We start from the raw sequence: 24,889 nt of genomic DNA, 5'->3' as shown, positions 1-24,889 counted from the left end.
GCCAGGATCAAACTCTCCATTTTGGTTCGTCTGTAGCTCTTTCAACCGTTTTTACAACCACGGTCAGGTTATTTTCTTTTTCTGACGCAGGGTACTTGTTGTATTCTGGCTTTCAAACTATAATATTTTCAAGGTTCGGTGTGACTTTCGGCGTTGGTTTTGTCTCGCTTCGCTTCAGGCACTTATTTAATATAGCGAACTTGTTTTGGTTTGTCAACTACTTTTTCAAACTATTTTGAAGATTGTTTTTTCGTTCTGTCTGAAATCCTTGTGAGACAAGGGTTGTGAGTGTTAAAATCCTGAATTTTCTGCCCTGTTAGTGGTGTTTTTGATTGGGCTGACTTGGTGGAGTTCCACGTCTGGGGTTTTTTGATTCATTATAGAACGGAAGACAATTATTGATAGTGTTGAGTGGATATAGATATTAGAAGATAATATGAAGAGTTCAGTGGCTGTACTACCACCGTTTTTGGTGCTGGATCAATTGTTGCAAAGTTGGTTGTTGGAAGATATTGGTAGGGGAGATCGCACTACTCAATCTTTATTATCCCCAAATTCCGCGAGAGGACAAGCTAAGTGGATAGCTAAAGCACCTGGGATAATTGCGGGTTTACCAGTTGCGGCTAGGGTGTTTAAGCTTTTAAATAATGAGGTTGATTTTATCAGTTTGACTGATGAGGGTACACCATGTGAACCGGGACAGGTGATAGCAGAAATCAATGGTTCTCTTGATACGCTGTTGATGGGGGAACGGGTGGCGTTGAATTTGGTGATGCGATTAAGTGGAATTGCCAGTTTGACTAATATATATGTAGAAAAAATAGCTGATTTACCTGCTCAGTTGGTGGATACGCGCAAAACTACTCCAGGGTTGAGAATTTTGGAAAAGTACGCTACTGCTTTGGGTGGTGCTATGAATCACCGCATGGGTTTGGATGATGCGGTGATGATTAAGGATAATCATATTGTTGCTGCTGGAGGAATTGGGGAGGCTGTTACCCGCATTCGTTCTCATGTTCCTTATCCTCTGACTATTGAGGTGGAAACGGAAAATTTAGCTCAGGTGCGGGAAGCGTTACAGCACAAAGTTGATATTATTATGTTGGATAATATGTCTTTGTCTATGATGAGTGAGGCTGTATTATTGATTCGTAAAGAAGATAGTCGGGTGAAGATTGAGGCTTCGGGAAATGTAACTTTGGAGACTGTTCGCGCTGTGGCGGAAACTGGTGTTGATTATATTTCTACTAGTGCGCCTATTACTCAGTCTAAATGGTTGGATTTGAGTATGAGAATGGTAAACTGTCTGATAGCGTAGCGTGGCGCAAGCCATATCAGGATATCCATCGATTAAAGGATTAACAGGATGAGAAATTTACCAATTACCAATTACCAGGCTCAATTAGATGACTAGCAACTTGAGTTAATAGAGGAACTGGGAAATTCTCTCTACAGCAGTTTCTAAGATTTCTGGTTTTTGTACTAATGCAAAGCGAACGTATCCTTCACCGAATTTACCAAAGCCGATACCTGGAGAAGCTGCTACACCTGTTTTTTTGACTAATTCTGTGCAAAATTCTCTTGAATTATGACTCCATTGTGTAGGTAATTTTGCCCAAATGTACATTGTGGCTTGGGGGGTGGGAACGTTCCAACCAATACGGTGTAAGGCTTTGATGAAGGTGTCGCGGCGTTGACGAAAAGTATCAACGGCAGATTTTACACCATCTTGGGGTCCGGTGAGGGCAGCGATCGCTCCGTTCAAAATTCCTAAATATTGGTTAAAATCAACGGTGGCTTTGATTTGCTTTAAGGCTTGAATTAATTGCGGATTCCCAATTGCATAACCAATGCGGAAGCCGCCCATATTATAAGACTTAGACAGGGTAAAAAATTCAATGGAGACGCTTTTTTCGGGGTCTGCTTGCAATATTGAGGGAACAAGAGATTTTGAAGTTTGGGTTTCTGCTGCGAAAACTAAGTCTACGTAGGGGAAATCGTGAACGAGGACTATATTATGTTGTTGACAAAAGGCTACGGCTTCTTGAAAGAAGGATAAGGGAGCGATCGCACTGGTAGGATTATGGGGATAGCTTAATACCATTAACCGCGACTGGGCTAAAATGTTGGCGGGAATATCACTTAAAACTGGTAAAAAGTTATTTTCTGGTTTTAATGGCATGGGGTAAATTTGACCACTAGCCAAATATACTCCCCCGGCATGGGAAGGATAACCAGGATCTAATAATAAAGCAAAATCGCCGGGATTAAGCACGGCTAAAGGCAAATGGGCTGTCCCTTCTTGAGAACCAATCAGGGGTAAAACTTCTGTTTCTGGGTCAACTGGGATACCGAATTTTTGCTCGTACCACTGGGCTGCGGCTTGACGGAAATTTTGAGTACCACGAAATAATAAGTAGCCATGAGTGCTAGGATCATAGAGAGATTGGGCGATCGCTTCTATGACGTGATTCTCGGCTGGTAAATCTGAAGAACCCAAGGACAAATCAATTAATTCTCTTCCAGCAGCCAAAGCAATGGTCTTGGCTGTGTCCATATCCGCAAATACATTAGATTTTAAAGGTTGTAACCGGGTGGCAAATTGCATTTTAATTATTAGTCATTGGTCATTAGTCATGAGTGAGTGATCAGAAACTATGGAGTTTTGATCACTGACGGGTAACTAATTATTTGTTAAATGCTGATCTAAAAAACTGAGTAATTTATTTTTACTAATTACTCCTTCAGTAGATTCTAATACTGTTTCTCCTCTTAGTAACCTAAGAGCGGGAAGACCTTCTACCCGATATTCCTTGACGGTGAGTGGATTAGGGTCGGCTTCTATTTTAACAATTTTTAGGCGATCGCCATAAGTTGTTGCAGCCAAGTTAATCAGTGGTGACATCAATTGACAAGGACCACACCAGGAAGCCCAAAAATAGACCAATACAGGCTGCTCGGCTTTTAATACTTCTGTTTCAAACTCAGCATCAGTGATAGTGATTACACCCTTGTTCATCATAGTCTCCATAAAGGTAGCATAAATTAATGAAGTTCGTTTACAAAATACTCTATCCCAATCTGAGAGTCAGTTGTCATACCATTCTGGATTTTAGATTATAAAAGATTTACTATATAAATTTTTCGTCTTTAAAAATGAAGCAAAATCCCACAACTAAGATATGTGGGATTAACTGGATTAAATTATCTGTAAAAACTACAGATTATCCAATTGTTTGCGTAGAGCCTCTAATTCAGCATCAACTGGTTGAGCAGGTTTAGTTGTACTGGTTGGTTGTGCTGGAGTTGCGGTGCTGGGTTGTTCTGGGGTGAGTAGTTTTGGTTCGGGTGCAGGTGCGAGCGATGCTTTCATTGCAGCTAATTCATCATCAACATCACTACCAGATTCCAAACGTGCAAATTGGTTTTCTAAATCTGAACCTACTAATTCTGCGGTAGACTGAGCGCGAGATTCTTGAAGCAACACTTTTTCTTCCATGCGCTCAAAAGCGGACATGGCACTGCTGGTACTCATCCCACTCACCATATTTCCCAATTGTTCTTGGGCTTTGGCCGCAGTAATCCTGGCTTTGAGCATTTCTTTCTTGGTTTTGGCTTCAGAAATTTTGCTCTCTAACTGAATCAAATTCTTTTTGAGACCTTCAACTTGAACAGTTTGCTGATCTAGACTAGTTTTTAAAGCCGTAGCAGTATCAGTGTAAGTTTTCTTCCGCTCTAATGCTTGACGTGCTAGGTTTTCATCACCTTTTTGGAGGGCAAGTTGGGCGTTGCGTTGCCACTTATTAATTTCATTTTGTCCCTCATTATACTGCTTCTCTGTACGTTTTTGGGCGGCTATCGCTTGCGCTACCCCTTGACGCAACTTCACCATGTCCTCTTGCATTTCCAAGAGGGCTTGTTCCAGCATTTTTTCTGGATCTTCGGCTTTACTGACTAAATCGTTGAGGTTAGCACCAACTACTCGTTTAAGGCGATCAAATAATCCCATAAATTTATTTTTCCTTTAGAGGTTTACGCTCTTGGTTAGATAGTTAGCTTTTCTACTATATTAATAGCTACCCATGCCAATGTAGTCTTTCCAGTCTGGATTACTATCTTTTTTTCTATTCTGAATCATGAACCTATCAATTAGCTATATTAACCAAGCAAACTTATTATTCGGGTGTTTTGGGTAAATTATGATCTGGTTGCGGATTTTCTCCTTGATTTAGCATATAAGTTTTCATTGCTGCCAGTTCTGTATCAATATCATGATCAGAATCTAAGGATGCAAATCTTTTTTCTAGATCATCACCACCCAGTGTACTAGCAACTTCTGATTGTGCTTCTATCTGTAAAACTTTTTCTTCCATTCGTTCTAATGCACCTAAACTAGATGTGGCAGAAGCACCAGTGAGCATTTCCTGAAGCCGATAAGAAGCTTCGGCCGAACGTGCGCGAGCGATATACATATCTTTTTTGGTTTTCACTTCAGCCAGTTTTAACTCTAGAGTCCGCATATCTTGTTTTAATTTGGCTACTACATCTTTTTGCTGTTGAATTTGACTGGTTAAGGTTGTAGCGGTTTCTTGGTAAAATTTGCGTTTGGTGAGGGCTTCCCGTGCGAGAGACTCATTGCCTTGCTGGAGGGCTAATTGGGCGCGACGATACCATTCCTCAGATTGGGATTCTCCTGCGGCTGCTTGGCGTTCTGTGCGCTTTTGGGTGGCGATCGCTTGAGCTACCCCTTGACGCAATTGTACCAAATTCTCCTGCATTTCCATGAAAGCTTTTTCCAGAATTTTTTCTGGATCTTCTGCATTGCTGACTAAACTATTGAAATTAGCGCGAATCACCCGCAGAATACGGTTAATAACTTCCATATTGGCTTTACCGAATGAGTATGAATTAGCCAGGCTTCGCCCCGCTTCGCTAACACGCAAAGGCGCAAAGGTAAGAGTTTTCGGAATTAAAATTAAGTGAATTTAATTCCTGAATTCAGCAATACCAAGGTTTTTTTATTATGGCTCTTGTAACCGTCCTTTGATCCCTTTTGCTTTTAGTTCTTGCAATCTCCGCTTAATCTCATCCTTGGTTTTCAATGCACCTAAATAAATAAATTTTTGATTGGGTGATAAATAAGCATCAGGAACTACTTGCTTTGCTGCTGTTAAAGCTTTGTCGCCTTGATTATCAGCAATAATATAATAGTAGCCGTTAGTTGACGGTTTCACATCTTCTGTAAGGGGTGATACGGTGGCTGTAGGCTTTGATAGAGGTGTGGAAAGAGTAGAAAGAGGGGAAAGAGTGGGTAATGAAGTTATAGGAGTTATAGGAGTTATGGGGGGTTGAATAGCTAGGGGAGTGGGGACGATTTGGGGAGTAGGTTTAATCTTTGGTGTTAAATCTACGATATCTTGAGGATTTCTGATTTGTCGAAATTCTTGGGTAGCTAAATTAGGATATTTGGCTATGGGAGTGATTTTGGGTTCGCTAGTTGGTTGAGAATTATTTTCTATTACTTCAGTATTTACCGCAATTGGTGATGAATTATTGTTTGGTAAGTTACTGAAATTAAATTTAGGCAAAGTTTTGGGATTTAAGACTACATAACCTAAAGTTAAAGTTGCTAACAATAGCAATAGCATTGAACCAATTTCCAGAGGGGATAGCACATTGTCACGGGATTTGGGAGAATTAGGAGTTTGAGTTTGTGGTGCTTCGGCAGTCAAACTCCGTAATAATGCTTCACTAGATTCTAAATAATCATCTAGTTGTTTAGGAGTATCGTTTGTGGTGAGGAGGGTTTGGTTTTCAACAGATTGAATTTTGGTAGGAACTATACTACTGCTAGATTTTTCTAAGTTTGGAGGGGTGGAGGTTTCTTCTATTTCGGAAATAGCAAAGTCTTGGGGAAAATTAATTGCTTCAGTCTCTTTCGTCAACAACGGATTTTCTGGGGGAGTGGCTATGGAAGGAACTGCTGGTAGTTGAATATCTGTTAACAAGGCTGTTTTTTTATTTCTTGTGTAACTTTCTACACTACTTAATGGTTGTTGTCGGGCGTTTTTACGTGTCCGTCGGTATCTGGTTAATTCTTGATCTAATTGTACTTCTAAACCAGCCAGTGCTGTAGTCAGAGCAGGGTTTAAGACTGGTGTTTGCGAAGAATCTATAAGAGGATTTTGATTCATTGTTTAAGATGGAGTTAGGGTAGATGATTAAATTAATTTTCAATATAGTAGCGAAAATTGTTTGCCAGTATTCAGCTATTTTACTTAACTTACTGGTTAGAAGTATAGCTGAGAAAATGCTGCTGTTGCCTATTCCCTAACTAGTAAATTCAGGTGTACTGTATTCAATTTGCACAATTTTGACAGGCAAGACTTAGGCGTGAGCGATTTGTCGGATGCTGCCCGTCCTACAATAGTTAAAATAGTAAAACTACTAACAAAATATGTCTTTTAAGTCAATTGATCAGGTTTTAGGGAATATTCAACGTTCACCACAATGGCAAGCACAGGTATTTCCACGGTTGCTGAAGTGTTGGGTGGAAGTTGTGGGGACTGCGGTTGCTGCTCAAACTCGTCCTTTGTCAGTTCAACGTGATGTAGTGTGGGTAGCAACTTCTAGTGCTGCTTGGGCGCAAAATTTGACCTTTGGACGGAAAACTATATTGATGAAATTAAATGATAAGCTCTCCACCTCTTTGGTGGATATTCGTTTTTCGACAGCAGAGTGGAAAAATTCCTCAACGACGGGAACAGAACCAACTGTTTCGGCATCTGAACATCCTAGTTATGTGGTTGATGATTTAACTACTGAGAAGTTAGTTATATCTAGTCTTGACAATGCTTTGGGTGTTTTTGAGAATTGGGCTAAGAAGATGCAAGAGCGATCGCATCATCTCCCTTTATGTCCCCAATGTCAATGTCCCACCCCACCGGGTGAACTAGAACGCTGGGATGTTTGTTCTCTCTGCTGCACTAAGCTGTTAGGGTAGAAAATAAGCCCTGAATTAAAAATATTGAACTATTATAAATCATTGAGTAAAGTAGATGCTAAGGATGAATTTTAAATCCATCTAAAGTCAGGTTTTTCCAAGATGAGCAAATCTAAAATAAAACTTTTAACCTTGATCCCCATTACGTTTCAGACAAAAACAAGTGTGTGAACACTTCAATAATCATTTACAAATATAACAAGAATCTAAAGACATCATAAAGTTTGTTTATCGCTAATAATGGCTAGAACCTATAGCCAATAATGAGTTTTCGCCTTTCATGCCTATTTTGATGAAGAAGCAAGATATATAAGTGTGATAACTAGTCCTACGGTATTGAAGATGAAGGCACATGAAACTAATTAAGCGTTTAACATCTACCTGTCGTTATTGTCGTTATTACCAACCACAGGGTCGTCGTGGTGGTATGTGTGAAAAGTTGAGCGCACCAGTTCAAGGGGTTTGGAAGGCCTGTCCTTTCGCCTTAGCAGCTTTTGCACCTGCTTGGGAAACCTTAGAAGAAGCTTGGAGTTTACCAGTAGCCAGACCTATTTTTTCGGCTGCTCAAACTCTTCCGACCGATTTGGATCATCTTACAGTAGCCTCTGTTGAAGATATCCCTACTTCCGCTGCACAAGAAGTAAAAAATCAGAGCGTACTAATTTAACTACCTATTATTACGGTCATCAATTTTCCTTCTACCTTAATAAAATTTGACTGGCAATTTGTTATATCTTCGGAAATCGCACCTTCCACAACAGGTGCGATTTTGGTATATTTCAAAATCTCAAACTTTGCGCCTTTGCTCCTTTGTGCCTTTGCGCGAAAGATAATTCATACAGCCATTATGCAACGGCGAATAAATTTAAGGCAACCAGGGAAAATCCCGGAAGTTAGGGGGACGTTTTTCTAAAAATGCTTGTTTTCCTTCTGCTCCTTCTTCTGTCATGTAATAAAGGAGAGTAGCGTTACCGGAGAGTTCTTGTAAACCAGCTTGTCCGTCGCAGTCGGCGTTAAATGCTGATTTGAGACAACGAATGGCTATGGGACTTTTTTCTAGGACTTCTTGCGCCCATTTTATGCCTTCTGTTTCTAGTTGTTCTATGGGAACGACGGTATTAACTAAGCCCATTTCTAAGGCTGCTTGGGCGTTATATTGACGACAGAGAAACCAGATTTCTCGCGCTTTTTTTTGCCCTACTATCCGTGCTAAATAACTTGCACCAAAACCACCGTCAAAACTGCCTACTTTGGGGCCTGTTTGCCCAAAAATGGCGTTATCGGCAGCAATGGTTAAATCACAAATTAAGTGTAAAACATGACCTCCGCCAATAGCATAACCGGCGACTAGGGCAATAACGACTTTCGGCATGGAACGAATGAGGCGTTGTAAGTCGAGGACGTTTAAACGGGGGATTCCGGCATCATCTACATAACCTGCTTGTCCCCGCACACTTTGATCTCCGCCTGAACAGAAGGCGTATTTACCGTCTGTGTGGGGTCCTGCACCAGTAAATAAAACTACGCCAATGGTGGTATCTTCTTTGGCATCCCAAAAGGCTTCGTATAGTTCAAATACGGTTTTGGGACGGAATGCGTTCCGTTTGTGGGGACGGTTGATGGTGATTTTGGCGATACCGTCGGTTTTTTGATAGATGATGTCTTCGTAGGTTTTGACGGTTTTCCAATCGGTTTCTATCATGGATAATTTGCGATGCTGTGTTTGAGAATTTTATCTGTTTAACACTATCTATCCCTTAATGCAATAGATAATTGTTGTAGTCTTTCACTAACTTCTAAATTAGATTCTTGTGATTTTAAATTGTTTGGTATTTCTGCCAATAAAAGTGGATTTCCTTGTAACCATTCATTCAATGCTACACCTGTCCAAGTACCTTCTTTTTCTCGAAAACTATCAACTAAACCTTTGAGTTCTTGAATACAATATGATTCAAAACTAGCAGCGTTAAAAATTGCAAATCGTAAGTATTCCTCAAAGGCATTAATATCATTTTCAACTTCAAAAATTACAGCTTGTTGTTCCACTATCAATTCATGAGAAACATTTGTAGAATTTAGCTTGGCTATTTCTGTGACTCCTAATACTTGCTGGCGAATTTCTGGGTTAAAAAGTAAGTCAGAACCATATTTTATATATCTTTTGAGAACACTATAAGCAGGTTCTTCACCACTATAGTAGTTATCTACAATTTCAATATCTACTCCCAGGCTTTTGATGATTTTATTGCGAGTATCACTATTAACAGGTCCTCTAATTAATGCTTCTGCTACTGGACGCGCAAAGCGTAAAAATAACACACTTAAACTATTTTCTAATTTAGATAAAAAATAATCTTCTGAATTTTCAATTAATCTGGCTTTTACTTGATTACTTCCCCATAATAAACTTGTCATATATTCGACTAAGTTTAAGGCTTCATTTTGTAATTCTAAAGCCAGTTGTCTAGCAATATTAGATAAAAGTTTACTAATATCATTATACAAATCTTCCCTCCAAGCATAGTTGGCTTTCATTCTGTCAAATTCAGGATTTGAGTTAGCGAGAAAAATAGTATCTTTCTTTTTAAATGTTTCTTCCCTGAGTTTCTGCATTTCCTTATCAATGATTTCTAGATATCCTTCTCGAAATTTCTCTATTTGAGTTAAGGAGTTAGGAGTTAAATTTTCTAAAGCTTTATTAACCACATAAGCATCAGAGTATTTTTGTAAATCGGCTTTAATGATTAACCATTTTTGATTCCACCATTCTGCAAATAAAACCCGTTGATTGTTTTCTGCAAATAGTTTTGCTTGTTCTGGATTTTCTGGATGATTTTTACTAACTATTGTATAAATTTCTTCAGAAGTGCTGATAATTGTATTTAGAGAAACTTCACATCGTTTCTTTAAAATAGCGACTCTTTCAGTATTAATATAATGAAAGATTTTCTCTTTAATTTCAGGAATACCTGTAGCATATCTTTTGAGATTTTCTTCATCAGTAATACCAGTTAATCTCTGTAAATGAGATTGAATAATATTTGCATCTCCAATTTCTAATTTAGTTTGTTCTCCAGCTATATTATTTAAAATCAAATATGCACCAGCAGAACCCGAAACAATTCTATGATTAGGTAAATTTGCCCGTTTTAACCAATCTTGAGCAGCTTCTTGAATGTGGGTTTTCATTGCTTCTGCACTACCTAATGAATCAATGCGACTTAAAAACACAAATAATTTATCAGCAACGGTGACGTTTTTATCACCCTGTTCTGTAAATTTGATGATTTCTAATTCTTTTTCTCTGAGACTGGTAAAACGCTGTACTAATATCACAGCATCACAATCTGATAACATTTCTTGAGCTTCGTCAACGTGCTTGGCTAAACCTGAATCTAAACCGGGAACATCATAAAAAACAATTCCTTCAGCTTGTGCAAGTTTGTTTGTATAAAGTCTCGCTTCTAACACAGCATGAGCATATTTTTCATCTGCTACATATTTTTTTAGTGGTTCTCGAATATCCTCTAATCTAGTAAATGGAAATGTTCGATTTCCTTCTTGTCTCACTTGTTGTAAGGTGATTTCATTGGTGTGAATAGTATTAATATCTTCTTGCGCTTTAGCTTTTTCTAGTTCTTTGAGGAGGTTGATAAATTCATCTTCTGTTTTTGCTTGTACTTCTAGTTTTTGTTCTGATTCATTTTCAACTGAATAAATTTGTGTGGTGGTAAATGTACATCTTCCTCCTTTTGCTGGAAGTAAATCACATTCTAACCAAGCATTAACAAAGGTACTTTTTCCGGCTTTTTCTAACCCGACTACTGCAATGCGAAATTCACGTTTTTTGAGTCTTTCTAGTTGACGACGTGCGGGTTGTGCTTCTTGTAATAGGATTTGTTTTAATTTTTCGGGAACTTCTGCTTGAGGTAAGTTGGCTAAATTAACGGCGTGTCTTTGGATGTTTAAAGCGTCGGTTAGACGGGTTTCATAGTAAGAAGATGCTGTTTTCCAATCCATTTTGTAGATACTCCTTAAATACGGTTAAATTTTTGTAAACCAGATAAATTTTTAAGACAGGCTAATTGTTTAATAATACACTGAGCCTGACTTGGTATATCTGTTTTTAAAGAGTAACGCACCGTTTGATCAATCATCTTACGACCATCATTAATATTGATTCTGATATAAACTTCTCGTATGCTATCAGGTGAAATATTCTCATCTGTTATTTCTAAGTTTTGCTCATTTGAGTCAGCAATTTTAACAGTAGTACATAGGAAATAAGAGGCGTTATCTATGAGGTGTATTAGCTCATCAACCTTTAAATTTGAACGATTTATGAAATCGTTAGCTATAGATGCTGGAATAACAAGACATAAATCCGCAGGAATTGGAGTCTGAGGAATGGGTTGTGGTCTAACTGATTCTGGTATTGGTTGCGGTTTGTTTGGATCATGGGTTTGCTTATAAAAAAACAATCCAACAAATGTAAAAGCTGCTGCTACAAAAATCCACTCCATATTTTCTCCTTGAAAATTGTTTATTGCTAATTTGGCTGGTATTTTGAGTATTGGAATATTTATTAATATTTCATCCAATAAGTCATCAATAATTATTTTATCGTCGAGTTTATTAGCATTAGGTTTTATCCCAAAACAATCACATATTTTGCTTGTCTCTGTTTGCAATAATGATTGTTCTTCACCAACTATTATCTGAATAGTTTTATATAAAATACCTCTTTTAATACCGTTCATTTGAGGATATACGTTATTAAAAATTCGAGCAAATAGACGATTGGTATTCCTGGATGTCACTGGATTTTAATGCTCCTCTTTTAAAACTGTTTCTAAGATAGAAAATTCTTCTGCAAGGTCTTGAGATTTTTGTTGAATAGGTTGCCAAATATTTCGTTGATTTTCATAATCTAGCGTAATTTCTTGGTTAGCTTTATCAAGTCTGGCTTGATAACGGTCAATAATATCATTCTGAAGTTTATCTACATTTTTTTTTAGACAATCAATTTGTTCTAGTAGCCAAGTTGCAATTTTGTTTACTATTTCTTTTTCTTCCTTTCTCGACTGAATTAGCCAACCTTTCAGTAAATTGTTCACACTAGGTATTTCGGCATTATCGCTAGAACGGGTTTGATATTCAGTTTCATAAAAAGTCCGTTCCCAAATCCATAATGTATACCAATCTCTTTGCTTTTTTTCAACCTGTATTGCCTCTTTCCACGTTCCTTTATTAATAGGGAAACCTGCTTCAAAACGAAAATTAAATGTAAGTTTACTATCAACTTTAATAAGTTGGGATTCTGGAAATTTAATTGCTATACTAGGTGAAATATCATTTGCTCCCTTTTCAATATGAGATAAATGACAATTGAAAAGTTCTACTACTGCTTGGTACATTCTATTTAATTCTTGGTTAGAAATCTGCTTTAATACATCCTCCATCACAATATTCAAATGAATAGCTAGTTCATTTAATTCTTCATTTATTTGCTTAAGTTGATTCTTCTCTGAATCTGTTTTTGCCTCCATTGTTTTACCTTCTTTAGCCACGGAAGCTGTATAACCTAATTTTACTAATCGGTTTAAGTTTCTTCCTAGTAAATTGACATTTAAAAGATTTGCTTTTTTTAAGTTTGTACTGTCTAAGTCTACCTTTCCAGTTTCTAAAGACTTGGCTATCGCTTCTAATACTTGGTTAATTCCTTGACCTAATTCCCGTTTCCACCCGTAAAGGGGATATAATTTTTCTCCTAATAGATTATACGGTTCTAAATTCTTAAGTTCTAAAATTGTTGATTCTAGATATAGCACAGGATCATCTTCTGACTGTTCTGCTATAACTTGTTTAATCTTTGTATCTATTCTTTCAAATGGTTCTCTTAAATTTGTGTCGCTAATGTGTAAGAAACGCTCAATTGATAATCTAATCTGTGATATATTTTCACATTCTTCTTGATACCGTTCCTCAGAACTATTAATAACAGCATTTGTTGTTTGTGTTGCCCATTCTGCTATGGCATTTCCAGCAGCAATATTAAAACGTTCTATAATTTGGGGAATTACTAACTGCGGAAAATGTTTATTAATATGTTCCCTTAAATTTTCCTGAAATTCCTCAGCATAGGATTTTTGCCATAATGCTTCAGCTACTCTATTTTTATCGTGGCTATTCCATTTTTGTGTGTTACGTGGCAAGTCTTCTAATATATCTTCTATTAATCCATTAAAATGGTTATCTGCTTTTTTACAAGCATCAGCACTATAAATATAATTTGGAATTTGCAAAGATAATAAAGCAGGCCATGTACTCAGTTTGACTACTTTTAAAGTTTCAATATCTTCTGTGTATTCCTTTAATTGTTCAGTTAATTCATTTTTAATACTTTTTATCGCTTTTTCAACAAATCTATTTTCTGATTCTGGCCAACTTCTATCTGCTCTAAAAACATCAATTCGATTTAGCACAAAAAGCATCCGCGCAGGAGAACCACCTAAATCTTTTACCTGCTGCACTACCTCTTGCAATAAACTTTTTACTTTCTGAGAATCAGTTTCCGCACTATTATAAGTAACTATACATAAAGCTTCTCGACATTGTTTAATAACATTAGCATTACCTTGATCACCCACGTATGCTAAACCAGGTAAATCAAGGATTCTTACTTTTGTTCCTTTTGGTAATTGTAATTGAGATTCTTTTAACAGTCGGAAAGGGTAAGCAATTGTAGATTGTGGACAGGCTAAATTTGGTTGAGTTTCTCTATTTTCGATATAACCTATCATTGCTTGGTAAAGACGCTGATAAATTTTATCGTCACTAATTCCTCTCCATTCTCCACACTCCCATAACGCTCCCGGTGTTTCATGAATGATGAGAGATTTTTCTGTACTGTACTCAATTGTCACTGCTCCAGCACTCATTTCACTGACTGCAACCGGGACAATTTCTGCTCCACATAGTAAATTAACTAAAGTGCTTTTACCGCTACTTGTAGTTCCTGTTGTAGCTAGGGTAAGAGTAGGATTTTGCAGTTCGTAAATGAGTTGATTTAAGGCTATTTCTAAGTTGTTGGATAGTTCTTGAATTTCCGGCTGATAACTCTCTGGTAAGTGCTGAGATATTTCCGTCTGAAAGTTATCCCAATATTGAGCCAGTAGCTTGGCTTTAAATTCGATTTCTTCAAATACCTTATATACACTACTCATACTGTTTGTCTTTATATAAACTTTTGTGAGTCTTCCGCACCTGTTGTGACAAATCTGATTGTACAGGTATAAAAAACAAAATGCAAGTAAAAGATAAACTTATTTTATTTAAGTAGGAGATGTTTTAAAAGTATTGAGTAAATACAATGAACTATACAGCAAGCTTTGCAAGGCTTAACTACCATGATACACACAGTTACTTGTATAGTAATTTAGTAAAAAAATCCGTAATGCAGCAAGAGTATAACCAACGCCATGCTATAGCGGTATACACTTGAGTTGAGATACAGTCAGCAAATCGTAAAACCCATAGCCCGACTGGGAATGATAGCGTAGCGTGGCGTAAGCCATATTCCCAGTCTCATAGCAAAAGTTGTCTTTTGATGACTAAACACTAGGAAAATTTATGAGTCCGTTTTAACGGACTTGAGCTATCAGACAGGGAATTTATTCCCTGGCGGTTGTGGAAGCCAAACAAATAAGCCATATGTAGCTTAATTTGACACATATCAGCAGTACCAAACCCCTACAAATCTAGGTTTTTCCTAATTTTGTAAAAGTTAATTTCCCAAGCGTGTTTAGTATATAGCAGAAAATAGAGTTCTCTTAATTATTCATTTTCATTAACTTGTGTAAAATTCACCTGTTCATATAAGTCACTCAAAGAAATCTGAAAATCTATGGTTTCCAATGTCAAAATATCCGATTCAGACTGTAATTCTGTGAATATCCATTTACCATCGTCGGTTTTCACATATTGCATAACATGATATTGATATTGATTAATTAAAATATATTCTTTAAATTCAGGGATAGAACGATAGTACATGAATTTATCACTTTGGTCATAATTGCTAGTTGATTTAGATAAAACTTCAGCAATTAATAGAGGATTCATTACGGTAGTTGTATTTGCACCTGTGTAAATAGGTTCTCCTTGAATTACCATGATATCAGGGTATGTATGTTGACGATAACGCGGTATCCACAAACGCACATCACCAATATACACATCATAATTTTGCTTCTTTAACCCAAATTTCAAGTTAGCAGCGAAATTCAGAGCGATTTTATTATGATTTGTTGTTCCTCCAGTCATAGGGATAATTTCTCCGTCTCGGTATTCGCTTTTATATTCTGCTTTCTCTTCTAGTTCTAAATATTCTTCTGGGGTGTAATACCGTGTTTGTGTTTGCATAATATCAACAGAGAGTTAATTATTGTGATATTAGTAATATTCCATTATACACTAACGTTATACTCGTGTAAGTTCATTTTTGTTAATGTTCATGAAATTTCCTCTAAAAATATGACAAAATATCTAAATAACTTAATCATGAGGCAAAGACTATGGTAACAGTTGTATTATCTAGAGTAATAATGTAAAATTTTATCGCGGAATTGGGATGATGCGATTCCTGTGGAACGCTATCGCTATGGTATCTCCAGCCTTTACAATTTGGTAATTATCTGTCAGGCTATCTTTTGCTATGGTCTGTAAAGGCGTTTTTATGTTCGTAGATGAAACTGGTTATGTAATTGATAATTGCAGTAATATAATATTCTGTTCATGACTTATAATTCAAGTAGGTTGGGATGAGAAAAGCCGATATCATCCCTCGTTAAAAGTTAGATTTTACTGAGTTAAAATCAACTAAAACCTAATTATAAAACCCTGACAAGATTAAACATTTACAGCTTGTAAAAGCTGGCTTTCTAGATTTTACCTTTTTTAAAATTGGAGTAATAACATGGGACTTCAGGAAGAAATTGACAAAATGAGGCAAGAGATTAGATCCGATCACTATTCAATGTCTATTGGGGAATGGATCAGCCTTTATGAAAATAACGAAATTGATATACATCCTGAATTTCAAAGGATTTTTCGTTGGACTTCTAGCCAAAAAACTAGCTTAATAGAATCTATTTTACTGGGTATACCAATTCCACCCATCTTTGTTTCTCAACGTGACGATGGTGTATGGGATGTTGTGGATGGACTACAAAGATTATCTACAATATATGAATTTGTGGGAAAATTAAAAGATGAAGATCAAAAACTTTTAGATCCATTGGTTTTAGAAAAAACTAAATATTTATCAAATTTGGAAGGAAAGAAATGGGAAGATCCTGATGATCCTATTAACTCTCTCACTTCAGCCCAACGCTTATTGATAAAAAGAGCTAAAATTGGTGCAACTATTCTTCTCAAAGAAAGTGATGAAATTGCCAAATACGAATTATTTCAAAGATTAAATAATGGTGGTTCAATAGCTACAGCACAGGAGGTAAGAAACTGTATTCTTGTCATGTATAACAAAGAAATGTTTCACTGGCTAAAAAAATTAAGTGAAAATGAAAATTTCCAAGAATGTATAGCTCTCAGTGATCGACAGAATGATGAACAATATGATATGGAATTGTTAGTAAGATTTTTGGTATTCCGTACTCTTGAAGAAAATGAAATAAAAAAAATAGGTAATGATTTAAGTATTTTCTTGACTGATAAAATTCTAGAAATTGCTAAAAATCAAGAATTTAATTATAGTGAAGAAGAAACTGCTTTTAATAAGACATTTGAAATTTTATATGACCAACTTGGAAATGAAAGTTTTCGCAGATACTCCCATACTAAAAATAGATTTTTAGGAGGATTTTTGGTTTCTGCTTATGAGGTAATTGCGTTAGGAATTGGTTACAACTACAAAAATTTATCTAATTCAGAGATTAATATCAAAGAAAAAGTAAAGCAAGTTTGGGTAAATCCTGAATACAAACAGTGGTCAAGTTCAGGAGGTTCAGGTACTTCTGCAAAGCGTAGAACACCAAACTTAGTTCCCTTGGGACGTAAAATTTTCCAGCCATGAAAATACGCACTTTAGAACAGCTTAGTGATAAGTTAGCAGAAGAACTTGCATGGCGAAAAAAAGAGCTTTCAATATTGAAAAGTTTGATTGATTCAAAGGATTTTGAATTAGCAAAAAGAAATGCATTAGTCCGCAGTGGTATTACTATGCTTTATGCTCATTGGGAAGGATTTGTTAAAGTATCAGCTAATAGCTATGTAGAATTTGTGGCTATGCAAAAGCTACCTTATAATCAACTAGCAAATAATTTTATAGCTTTGGCAATGAAAGATCAATTAGATCAAGCTAAGGAAACAGAAAAAGCAACTATATATAATGAAGTTGCAGAATTTTTTATGACTAAATTAAATGAGCGAAGTGTGATAAAATATGAATTTAGAATTGCTACGTCTAATTTATCATCATCAGTTTTTAAAGAAATAATATGTATGATTGGTTTAGATTATTCACTCTATGAATCAAAGGAAGTATTAATAGATGAAAAATTGTTAGGGAAAAGGAACATTATAGCTCATGGTAATTATCTTGATATAGATAAAAAAGATTACGATGAATTGCATAGAATAGTAATAGAAATGATGGATACGCTCAGAAACCAAATAGATAATGCTGCTGCAACAAAAGAATATTGTTCTCAAAGTTCATCTAATACATCATTATAATATTTTTCAATATTTAATTTCCTATTAAATTGGGTTTGCTGAAAAAAAAGGAGAAAGACAATATCAGGATTCATTAGGATAGAACAAAAAAAAGGTGAGCTTTACAGCCCACCCCACAAAATCAGAAAATATCCTGTGATAATTAACCTAACAAAGCCTTAGCTTTAGCTAAAACATTATCAACAGTGAAGCCAAACTTCTCCAAACAAATACCACCAGGAGCAGAAGCACCAAAAGTATCAATACTTACAGTGTCGCCTTCGCTACCAATATACTTGTGCCAACCGAAGCTACTAGCAGCTTCTACAGATAGACGCTTAGTAACAGCTTTAGGAAGAACAGATTCTTTGTAAGCTGCATCTTGTGTGTCAAACAAGGTTGAAGAAGGCATAGAAACAACGCGAACCTTCTTACCGACCGCAGTTAATTTTTCCGCTGCACTAACGCAGAGGCTGACTTCTGAACCAGTACCAATCAAGATGATATCTGGTGTACCTTGAGAATCAACAATTGTATACGCACCCTTAGCGACACCTGCAATGGATGTACCTGCTAAGTTAGGAACGTTTTGACGAGTGAACGCCAATAAAGTAGAAGCATTTGCTTTAGACTTCTCAATGGCGACTTTGTAACCACCAGAGGTTTCATTGCCGTCAGCGGGACGAATTACGGTTAAATCAGGAATAGCCCGCAAAGAAGCAAGGGTTTCAATGGGTTGGTGTGTAGGACCGTCTTCACCTTGGCCAATGGAGTCATGAGTCATCACCCAAATTGAACCAGCTTCGGAAAGAGCAGCCAAACGAATCGCAGCCCGCATATAATCGGTAAAGATTAAGAAGGTTGCGCCGTAAGGAATCAAACCTGAGTTGTGCAACGCCATACCGTTACAGATTGCACCCATGGCGTGTTCACGTACGCCGAAGTGAATGTTGCGATTAGCGAAATGTCCTTTTTGGAAATCACCAGCGCCTTTGAGTTCGGTGAGGTTGGAGTGGGTTAAGTCAGCAGAACCACCAATTAACTCAGGTAAAACAGCCCCTAGTTTGTTGAGGCAGTTTTCTGAGTGTTTACGGGTAGGTAATGCTTTATCTTCTGGTGTATAGGTAGGTAATACTTGATCCCAACCTTCTGGTAATTTGCCGCTAATGAAACGGTCAAATTCAGCCGCTTCTTGGGGGTATTTAGCTTTGTAACCAGCATAGACTGTGTTCCATGCGGATTCGTAACCAGCACCGCGTTCTACTGCCTTGCGAGTATGATTAAGGGCATCTTCAGGAACTACAAAAGCGTCGTATTCCCAACCTAAATTTTTGCGGGTAGCGATGGTTTCTTCTGGTCCCAAAGCCGCACCGTGAATACCAGCGGTATCTTGTTTGTTGGGAGAACCATAACCAATGGTGGTTGTCACCTTAATCATGGTGGGTTTGTCGGTGACAGCTTTTGCGGCTTCAATAGCTTGGGCAATTCCGGCTAAATCGGTGTTACCATCTTTAACGTGGAGAACGTGCCAACCGTAAGCTTCAAACCGTTTGGAAACATCTTCTGTAAATGCTACATCTGTAGAACCATCAATAGAGATGTGGTTGTCGTCATAAAGAGCAATGAGTTTACCTAATCCCCAGTGTCCGGCAATAGAAGCAGCTTCACCGGAAATACCTTCCATGTTGCAACCATCACCAAGAATTACATAGGTGTAGTGGTCAACAATTGTGGCATCAGGCTTGTTAAACTTAGCAGCTAGGTGTGCTTCGGCTACTGCTAAACCAACTGCATTGGCAATTCCCTGACCTAAAGGGCCTGTTGTGACTTCTACACCGGCTGTAACAAAGTTTTCGGGGTGGCCTGGGGTCTTAGCACCCCATTGACGAAATTGCTTGATATCGTCTATGGTAACGCTATCGTAGCCTGTTAGGTACAGTAGGGCATACTGCAACATTGAACCATGACCTGCGGACAAAACAAAGCGATCGCGGTTGAACCACTGGGGATTTTTGGGGTTATAGCGCATGAAGCTATCCCAAAGTACAAAAGCCATTGGAGCCGCGCCCATCGGTAGTCCTGGGTGTCCTGATTTGGATTTTTCTATGGCATCTACAGCCAAAAAGCGGATTGAATTAATACAAAGTTCTTGGATGGATTGGGTTGCAACAGCCATAATCTCTTTATTGTTAACGACGGGTTAGGACTCTTTTTAGCTTTTTCTTGCTGGGTTCATTATAAAGTGATCCCACTTTCTTCATCATCTCATTCCCAATTGTCAATGGACAAGGGGGATATTCTGAGTTCTTGGTGATGAATAAAGCCGATAATTTGGTTATCCTAAACTAACTGTTCAGTTAGGAATGATCTCTATCATACTTGCCACAGGTTCACTTCTTTAAAAGCTAACCACTAGCAAAATTATTTGGGGATCAATAATACAAGTCGTGGTAATGGGTGATTAGGTTATTAACGTCACCTGTCACCTAATACCTGACTAGGAAGTATCTTTAGGGAGTAAATTTCTTGAAGGCTAGGGTAACATTATGACCACCAAAGCCAAAGGAATTAGATAAGGCTACTTCGACTGTTTGGGCGCGACTGGTATGGGGGACATAATCTAGATCACATTCTGGATCAAGATTTTCAATGTTGATGGTGGGGGGAATTTGATCATGAGCGATCGCTAAAATTGTCGCTACAGCTTCAATCCCACCAGAACCGCCTAACAGATGTCCTGTCATGGATTTAGTAGAACTGATGGCTACTTTATACGCATGATCTCCCAAAGCTTTCTTAATCGCCGCGGTTTCATTCACATCATTAGCTGATGTACTAGTTCCATGAGCATTGATGTAACTAACCATTTCCGGTGTCAGTGACGCATCTTTTAAAGCTAACTCAATCGCTCTGGCTGCACCTAAACCACCGGGAACAGGAGAAGTCATGTGATAAGCATCACAGGTCATCCCGTAACCAACAATTTCCCCATAAATCCTTGCGCCCCGGCTGAGGGCGTGTTCTAATTCTTCGAGAATTAAAATTCCTGCTCCTTCACCCATGACAAAGCCATCACGATCACGATCAAAGGGACGACAAGCATGAGCCGGATCATCATTGCGGGTGGACAGGGCGCGAGCAGCCGCAAATCCTGCCACTGACAGGGGTGTAACTGCGGCTTCACAGCCACCGCAAATCATGGCTGTGGCATATCCGCCTTGAATCTGACGAAAAGCATCGCCGATAGAATTAGAACCCGCAGCACAAGCTGTTACAGAGCAGGAATTTGGACCTTTTGCCCCAGTATGAATTGCTGTTAATCCTGCTGCCATATTGGCGATCATCATGGGAATCATGAAGGGACTACAACGACTAGGACCTTTATTAGGATCTAAGTAAATGGTTTGTTGGTCTTCTAAAACTTTAATTCCACCAATTCCCGAACCGATAATTACACCAACTTGTTCAGCGTTGAGATCATCAATTACTAAACCTGAATCAGCAACAGCTTGTTTAGCTGCTGATACACCCAATTGGGCAAACCGATCCATCCGCTTGGCTTCTTTGCGATCTAAGTAAGTGTGTGGATCAAAGTTCTTGACTTCACCCGCAATGCGGCAACTATGTTTAGAAGCATCAAAGGCGGTGATATAGTCAATCCCATTTCGTCCGCTTAATAATCCTTCCCAATATTCGGCTGGTGTGTTACCAATAGGTGTAATCGCGCCCACACCTGTTACAACAACGCGGTTACGTTTATAGTCTGTCATGATTGCATTAAATATGGCGAAAAAGCAGCAGGGAAACAATTAAGAGGGGTGATTTCGGAGTTAAGTATTCTTAGTTAAGACTATACTGTTTGCTCAATATTATGGACTTTTGGGGCTTTTTTTGAAGTCAAACTTACAGTTTAGACACTCAGCACTCATCTAAGGACGGGTTTATCCAGTTAATTTGTATACTCTTAAAGTATTTGTTTAAACCCGTCAATGCTGAATCAAAATTTGCCTATGCAGATGCAGTAGCGTGACTAGAGATATAATCCACAGTGTCTTGAACAGTTTTAATTTTTTCAGCCGCTTCATCAGGAATTTCGATATCAAATTCTTCTTCCAAAGCCATAACTAACTCCACTGTATCTAGGGAATCAGCCCCTAAATCATCAACAAAATTGGCTTCTGGTGTAACCGTATCCGCATCCTCTATGCTAAGTTGCTCAACGATAATTTTTTTAACTTTTTCAAAAGTTGCTGCTTGGCTCATAAATAAAAGTCCTTAACAAGTTGCTATGATTTGCTCTAAATGAACAAAGTTTTTTTTGGGCATATACATCTTATCGGAAAGGGTGAACCTGAGTATAGGTTCTATCATTAAAACTGAGGATTAAAGATGAAGGAGATCCTGGAAATGAGAGATAAAGGTTTAATAACCACAGTAACCACCCAATTAATCAATCCTCATCACCTCTAAACAATAAACCAACTATACTTTTATGCTATCTAAACCGCTAAAATACGCTTACTATCCAGGCTGTGTAGCTCAAGGGGCTTGTAGGGAACTGTATATATCAACCCAGTCTCTCACTCAAGCCTTGGGTATTGAATTGGTTGAACTGAAAAAAGCCTCTTGCTGTGGTTCAGGGACATTTAAAGAAGATTCTCAACTACTAGAAGATACCGTTAATGCCAGAAATATCGCGTTAGCAGAATCATTAAATCTCCCTTTACTTACCCATTGCAGCACTTGCCAAGGTGTTATTGGTCATGTTGATGAACGATTAAAAGAATGTCAATCAACAAATCCTGATTACGTGAATAAGGTTAATGGTTTATTAGAAAAAGAAGGTTGTTCACCCTATCGGGGGAGTACAGAAGTTAAACATCTTCTTTATGCTTTAGTCACAGATTATGGTTTAGAGGAAATTACTCAGCGTGTTACCAAGAAATTAAGTGGATTAAAATGTGCAGCTTTCTATGGTTGTTATCTCCTCCGCGCTCAAAAATCCATGCCCTATGATGATCCTTTTCAACCCGAAGCAATGGAAAATGTATTTCGGGCAGTAGGGGCGACACCTGTATATTATCGTGGCAGAACTCAATGCTGCGGTTGGCCTTTATCCAGCTACGCGACAACCGAATCTTTCCAAATGGCGGGAAATCATATCCAAGAAGCTTTAAATAATGGTGCTGATTGTATTGTCACACCATGTCCTTTGTGTCATTTGAATTTAGATTCTCGTCAACCAGAAGTAGAAAAGGTAATTGGTGAAAAGTTAGGTTTACCGATTTTACACTTACCCCAATTAATTGCTTTGGCTTTAGGTGTCAGTCCCAAAGAATTGGGTTTAGAGAGACATATTGTGTCTACAAAACCCATTTTAGAAAAATTAGGATTCTGATCAAATTGTGGGAAGGGAATAATATTTTTCTTCCCATTACCAATTACCAATTACCAATTACCAATTACCAATTACCCATTACCCATTACCCATTACCCATTACCCATTACAGATTTTTGATATTCTTCTTCACTAATTAAATCCTGATTGTTTTCTACCCGATCTAAAAATACTAATCCCTCCAAATGATCATACTCATGTTGAAAAATTCGGGCAACAAAATCAGTTAATTCTTGTTTTTGTAAATTGCCATAACGGTCTGTATACTCAACTTCAATTGTTTGATATCTAGGGACTAAACCCCTAATTCCAGGAACACTTAAACAACCTTCCCAACCTTTCACCATTTCCGAAGAATGGGCAATAATTCGGGGGTTAATCATTGCGGTCGGCTGCATTTCTGGTGCGTGGGGATATCTGGCATTAGGACGGGAAGCAACGATAAATAGACGGTAAGATGCTGCTATTTGTGGTGCAGCAATTCCCACCCCATTAGCTTGAGCAACTGAGGTAATTAGTTCATCAATGAGGTTTTGAATTTCTTGATTTTGAATATTCTCAACCGCAACAGCTTTTTGTCGTAATATCGGATTACCTAATTTAATGATTGGTGCTAATTCATTCATTTTCAAATCCCTATATTTTTCTCATACCAAATTTCATAAATATCGCCGTTTTGACGATTATACCATTGATGATGTGCGATCGCCTTCCGTGGCCTCGCCTTGTACCTCGCACGAGTTATGGAATTAAACGAAGCACTCCAGGCACCCCAGAACACGGAAGAATACAGAAGACACTCGGAATATTGTGCGTCCCGTCCTGTCTGTGTGTTGGGGGGTGGGGCAAGAAGGCGGGAAGGGCAAGAAGGCGGAACGATTTTAAGTGGGTGACTGGCAAGTAAAATTTTTTTGAAAAAACGTTGTGTTGTGTAAAAAAACTTTTTGTATGATATACTCGGTGTGAGTATGAGTATTTCGTCTTTTGTCGACAACATTACACACACGACTTCCGACTAAAAACCATGAAAACATCAACCAAAACAAAAACGGCTAGAATTGTCATTGACGAACTCCCTTCCGCAGGCACTTCTAATCCACTCAACTTGAACTCAGCCGCGGCTGTCGCTGTTAGAGGCGGCATGGCATTAAATTATGTAATAATTGAAGAACTAATAGTACTAAGACATACTGAAGAAAAGTTGAAGGTAGCCACACGATGACCCATTTTTTATTTTTTTTTCATTTTTCAAACACAAATGTTCCAAAAGGTCAAAAGCTTTTTGGAACGTTTTTTTTCAGCCTAGTGCTTACCTGGCACCGTCCCATTCTATTCGGGATTTTGCAAAAGGTATAAAAGCCAAAAACCGATAAAAAACGCCAATGGGGCAGTAAGCTGCTGCCAAATGTGATGAAAAGTGAAAGCAAAAATAAAGAAAATAATATCAAAAAAAAACCAATTTACCTTGACTAGGTATTGACTAAAACTAGGCAATACCTAGTCAAGGTCAAATCTTGAAAACGCTGAAAGCTAATGGGTGAGGAGGGAATCGAACCCGCAACCAATTGATTAAGAGTCAACTGCTCTACCGTTGAGCTACTCACCCGTTCATTAATTCATGATATCAGACTTTTGAATTTTGCGCTAGTGTTGCAGTTAAAGAACTGGACAAAGTGGAAATTGGTTGACACTCTCAGCGGCTAAAGCCGCTGAGATTCTGCGGACAGAATATACTTAGGTAGTACCCCAAAGCC

20 protein-coding genes and 1 tRNA gene are annotated in these 24,889 nt (G+C 37.9%); 6 read left to right on the top strand and 15 right to left on the bottom strand.

Annotation, left to right across the window (positions count from 1 at the left end; genetic code table 11):
- The first annotated feature begins 436 nt into the window (after positions 1-436).
- Entirely contained in the window at positions 437-1,318 is an 882-nt protein-coding gene (gene nadC / locus PN450_RS02920) for a carboxylating nicotinate-nucleotide diphosphorylase (protein ID WP_148762970.1), read from the top strand.
- A 105-nt stretch (positions 1,319-1,423) separates the two neighbouring features.
- On the opposite strand, the gene PN450_RS02915 is transcribed toward nadC, so the two are convergent.
- The 5 genes from PN450_RS02915 to PN450_RS02895 all read right to left on the bottom strand — a co-directional run bounded on the left by PN450_RS02915 (position 1,424) and on the right by PN450_RS02895 (position 6,194).
- Positions 1,424-2,608 (bottom strand): LL-diaminopimelate aminotransferase, encoded by a 1,185-nt coding sequence (locus PN450_RS02915; protein ID WP_271835378.1) that lies wholly within the window; start codon positions 2,606-2,608, stop codon positions 1,424-1,426.
- Between the two features lie 75 nt (positions 2,609-2,683).
- Entirely contained in the window at positions 2,684-3,019 is a 336-nt protein-coding gene (locus tag PN450_RS02910; protein ID WP_271835379.1) for a thioredoxin family protein, read from the bottom strand.
- Positions 3,020-3,217: 198 nt separating this feature from the next.
- On the bottom strand, positions 3,218-4,009 hold the full coding sequence (locus PN450_RS02905) for a PspA/IM30 family protein (protein WP_015081576.1): 792 nt from the start codon (positions 4,007-4,009) through the stop codon (positions 3,218-3,220).
- A gap of 166 nt (positions 4,010-4,175) precedes the next feature.
- Positions 4,176-4,883 (bottom strand): PspA/IM30 family protein, encoded by a 708-nt coding sequence (locus PN450_RS02900; RefSeq protein WP_148762974.1) that lies wholly within the window; start codon positions 4,881-4,883, stop codon positions 4,176-4,178.
- Positions 4,884-5,021: 138 nt separating this feature from the next.
- Positions 5,022-6,194, bottom strand: coding sequence for a hypothetical protein (locus PN450_RS02895; protein ID WP_271835377.1), 1,173 nt, complete (start codon positions 6,192-6,194; stop codon positions 5,022-5,024).
- 263 nt (positions 6,195-6,457) lie between these two features.
- On the opposite strand from PN450_RS02895, the gene PN450_RS02890 reads away from it, so the two are divergent.
- Both PN450_RS02890 and PN450_RS02885 read left to right on the top strand, forming a co-directional pair.
- Positions 6,458-7,003, top strand: coding sequence for a DciA family protein (locus tag PN450_RS02890; protein WP_015081579.1), 546 nt, complete (start codon positions 6,458-6,460; stop codon positions 7,001-7,003).
- A gap of 352 nt (positions 7,004-7,355) precedes the next feature.
- Positions 7,356-7,670 (top strand): hypothetical protein, encoded by a 315-nt coding sequence (locus PN450_RS02885; RefSeq protein WP_015081580.1) that lies wholly within the window; start codon positions 7,356-7,358, stop codon positions 7,668-7,670.
- A gap of 198 nt (positions 7,671-7,868) precedes the next feature.
- On the opposite strand, the gene menB is transcribed toward PN450_RS02885, so the two are convergent.
- The 5 genes from menB to PN450_RS02860 form a co-directional block, all read right to left on the bottom strand.
- Complete coding sequence (menB, locus tag PN450_RS02880) at positions 7,869-8,705, bottom strand: 1,4-dihydroxy-2-naphthoyl-CoA synthase (RefSeq protein WP_015081581.1); 837 nt, start codon at positions 8,703-8,705, stop codon at positions 7,869-7,871.
- A 44-nt stretch (positions 8,706-8,749) separates the two neighbouring features.
- The gene (locus tag PN450_RS02875; RefSeq protein ID WP_271835376.1) at positions 8,750-11,023 is read right to left on the bottom strand and encodes a dynamin family protein; all 2,274 of its coding nucleotides are present in this window, start codon (positions 11,021-11,023) and stop codon (positions 8,750-8,752) included.
- Positions 11,024-11,037: 14 nt separating this feature from the next.
- Positions 11,038-11,763, bottom strand: a complete 726-nt coding sequence (locus PN450_RS02870; protein WP_271835375.1) for a hypothetical protein — start codon at positions 11,761-11,763, stop codon at positions 11,038-11,040.
- Positions 11,764-11,829: 66 nt separating this feature from the next.
- Positions 11,830-14,229, bottom strand: coding sequence for a dynamin family protein (locus tag PN450_RS02865; RefSeq protein WP_271835374.1), 2,400 nt, complete (start codon positions 14,227-14,229; stop codon positions 11,830-11,832).
- 610 nt (positions 14,230-14,839) lie between these two features.
- A complete protein-coding gene (locus PN450_RS02860; protein WP_271835373.1) occupies positions 14,840-15,427 on the bottom strand; it encodes a Uma2 family endonuclease in 588 nt (195 codons plus the stop codon).
- A 613-nt stretch (positions 15,428-16,040) separates the two neighbouring features.
- Between PN450_RS02860 and PN450_RS02855 the strand changes: the two genes are divergently transcribed.
- Positions 16,041-17,096: a DUF262 domain-containing protein gene (locus tag PN450_RS02855; RefSeq protein WP_271835372.1), complete on the top strand. Its 1,056-nt coding sequence runs from the start codon at positions 16,041-16,043 to the stop codon at positions 17,094-17,096.
- Positions 17,093-17,758 carry an MAE_28990/MAE_18760 family HEPN-like nuclease gene (locus PN450_RS02850; RefSeq protein ID WP_271835371.1) on the top strand — a complete coding sequence of 222 codons (666 nt, stop codon included), beginning with the start codon at positions 17,093-17,095 and terminating at the stop codon, positions 17,756-17,758. The genes PN450_RS02855 and PN450_RS02850 overlap by 4 nt, the downstream gene beginning before the upstream one ends.
- Positions 17,759-17,900: 142 nt before the next feature.
- Here the strand turns inward: PN450_RS02850 and tkt are convergent, their stop codons facing one another.
- The 3 genes from tkt to acpP all read right to left on the bottom strand — a co-directional run bounded on the left by tkt (position 17,901) and on the right by acpP (position 22,000).
- The gene (gene tkt, locus PN450_RS02845; protein WP_271835370.1) at positions 17,901-19,913 is read right to left on the bottom strand and encodes a transketolase; all 2,013 of its coding nucleotides are present in this window, start codon (positions 19,911-19,913) and stop codon (positions 17,901-17,903) included.
- Positions 19,914-20,247: 334 nt separating this feature from the next.
- Positions 20,248-21,507, bottom strand: coding sequence for a beta-ketoacyl-ACP synthase II (gene fabF, locus PN450_RS02840; protein ID WP_271835369.1), 1,260 nt, complete (start codon positions 21,505-21,507; stop codon positions 20,248-20,250).
- A gap of 238 nt (positions 21,508-21,745) precedes the next feature.
- Positions 21,746-22,000 (bottom strand): acyl carrier protein, encoded by a 255-nt coding sequence (acpP, locus tag PN450_RS02835; protein ID WP_168653244.1) that lies wholly within the window; start codon positions 21,998-22,000, stop codon positions 21,746-21,748.
- A 229-nt stretch (positions 22,001-22,229) separates the two neighbouring features.
- On the opposite strand from acpP, the gene PN450_RS02830 reads away from it, so the two are divergent.
- Positions 22,230-23,135, top strand: a complete 906-nt coding sequence (locus tag PN450_RS02830) for a CoB--CoM heterodisulfide reductase iron-sulfur subunit B family protein (RefSeq protein ID WP_271835368.1) — start codon at positions 22,230-22,232, stop codon at positions 23,133-23,135.
- A 92-nt stretch (positions 23,136-23,227) separates the two neighbouring features.
- Here PN450_RS02830 and def read toward each other — a convergent pair whose 3' ends face one another.
- Positions 23,228-23,761, bottom strand: a complete 534-nt coding sequence (def, locus tag PN450_RS02825) for a peptide deformylase (RefSeq protein WP_271835367.1) — start codon at positions 23,759-23,761, stop codon at positions 23,228-23,230.
- A gap of 908 nt (positions 23,762-24,669) precedes the next feature.
- Positions 24,670-24,741, bottom strand: a tRNA-Lys gene (locus PN450_RS02820).
- Positions 24,742-24,889: the final 148 nt, after the last annotated feature.

The sequence above is a fragment of the Dolichospermum lemmermannii CS-548 genome (genome assembly GCF_028330815.1).
GTDB lineage: Bacteria > Cyanobacteriota > Cyanobacteriia > Cyanobacteriales > Nostocaceae > Dolichospermum > Dolichospermum lemmermannii.
This window is presented reverse-complemented; position numbering and strand designations above follow the sequence as displayed.

What these genes read in the sequence shown, in the direction of transcription:
- nadC (WP_148762970.1), top strand. Translation starts at nt 437, where the DNA reads ATGAAGAGTTCAGTGGCTGTACTACCACCGTTTTTGGTGCTGGATCAA.
- PN450_RS02915 (WP_271835378.1), bottom strand. Translation starts at nt 2,608, where the DNA reads ATGCAATTTGCCACCCGGTTACAACCTTTAAAATCTAATGTATTTGCG.
- PN450_RS02910 (WP_271835379.1), bottom strand. Translation starts at nt 3,019, where the DNA reads ATGAACAAGGGTGTAATCACTATCACTGATGCTGAGTTTGAAACAGAA.
- PN450_RS02905 (WP_015081576.1), bottom strand. Translation starts at nt 4,009, where the DNA reads ATGGGATTATTTGATCGCCTTAAACGAGTAGTTGGTGCTAACCTCAAC.
- PN450_RS02900 (WP_148762974.1), bottom strand. Translation starts at nt 4,883, where the DNA reads ATGGAAGTTATTAACCGTATTCTGCGGGTGATTCGCGCTAATTTCAAT.
- PN450_RS02895 (WP_271835377.1), bottom strand. Translation starts at nt 6,194, where the DNA reads ATGAATCAAAATCCTCTTATAGATTCTTCGCAAACACCAGTCTTAAAC.
- PN450_RS02890 (WP_015081579.1), top strand. Translation starts at nt 6,458, where the DNA reads ATGTCTTTTAAGTCAATTGATCAGGTTTTAGGGAATATTCAACGTTCA.
- PN450_RS02885 (WP_015081580.1), top strand. Translation starts at nt 7,356, where the DNA reads ATGAAACTAATTAAGCGTTTAACATCTACCTGTCGTTATTGTCGTTAT.
- menB (WP_015081581.1), bottom strand. Translation starts at nt 8,705, where the DNA reads ATGATAGAAACCGATTGGAAAACCGTCAAAACCTACGAAGACATCATC.
- PN450_RS02875 (WP_271835376.1), bottom strand. Translation starts at nt 11,023, where the DNA reads ATGGATTGGAAAACAGCATCTTCTTACTATGAAACCCGTCTAACCGAC.
- PN450_RS02870 (WP_271835375.1), bottom strand. Translation starts at nt 11,763, where the DNA reads ATGAACGGTATTAAAAGAGGTATTTTATATAAAACTATTCAGATAATA.
- PN450_RS02865 (WP_271835374.1), bottom strand. Translation starts at nt 14,229, where the DNA reads ATGAGTAGTGTATATAAGGTATTTGAAGAAATCGAATTTAAAGCCAAG.
- PN450_RS02860 (WP_271835373.1), bottom strand. Translation starts at nt 15,427, where the DNA reads ATGCAAACACAAACACGGTATTACACCCCAGAAGAATATTTAGAACTA.
- PN450_RS02855 (WP_271835372.1), top strand. Translation starts at nt 16,041, where the DNA reads ATGTCTATTGGGGAATGGATCAGCCTTTATGAAAATAACGAAATTGAT.
- PN450_RS02850 (WP_271835371.1), top strand. Translation starts at nt 17,093, where the DNA reads ATGAAAATACGCACTTTAGAACAGCTTAGTGATAAGTTAGCAGAAGAA.
- tkt (WP_271835370.1), bottom strand. Translation starts at nt 19,913, where the DNA reads ATGGCTGTTGCAACCCAATCCATCCAAGAACTTTGTATTAATTCAATC.
- fabF (WP_271835369.1), bottom strand. Translation starts at nt 21,507, where the DNA reads ATGACAGACTATAAACGTAACCGCGTTGTTGTAACAGGTGTGGGCGCG.
- acpP (WP_168653244.1), bottom strand. Translation starts at nt 22,000, where the DNA reads ATGAGCCAAGCAGCAACTTTTGAAAAAGTTAAAAAAATTATCGTTGAG.
- PN450_RS02830 (WP_271835368.1), top strand. Translation starts at nt 22,230, where the DNA reads ATGCTATCTAAACCGCTAAAATACGCTTACTATCCAGGCTGTGTAGCT.
- def (WP_271835367.1), bottom strand. Translation starts at nt 23,761, where the DNA reads ATGAATGAATTAGCACCAATCATTAAATTAGGTAATCCGATATTACGA.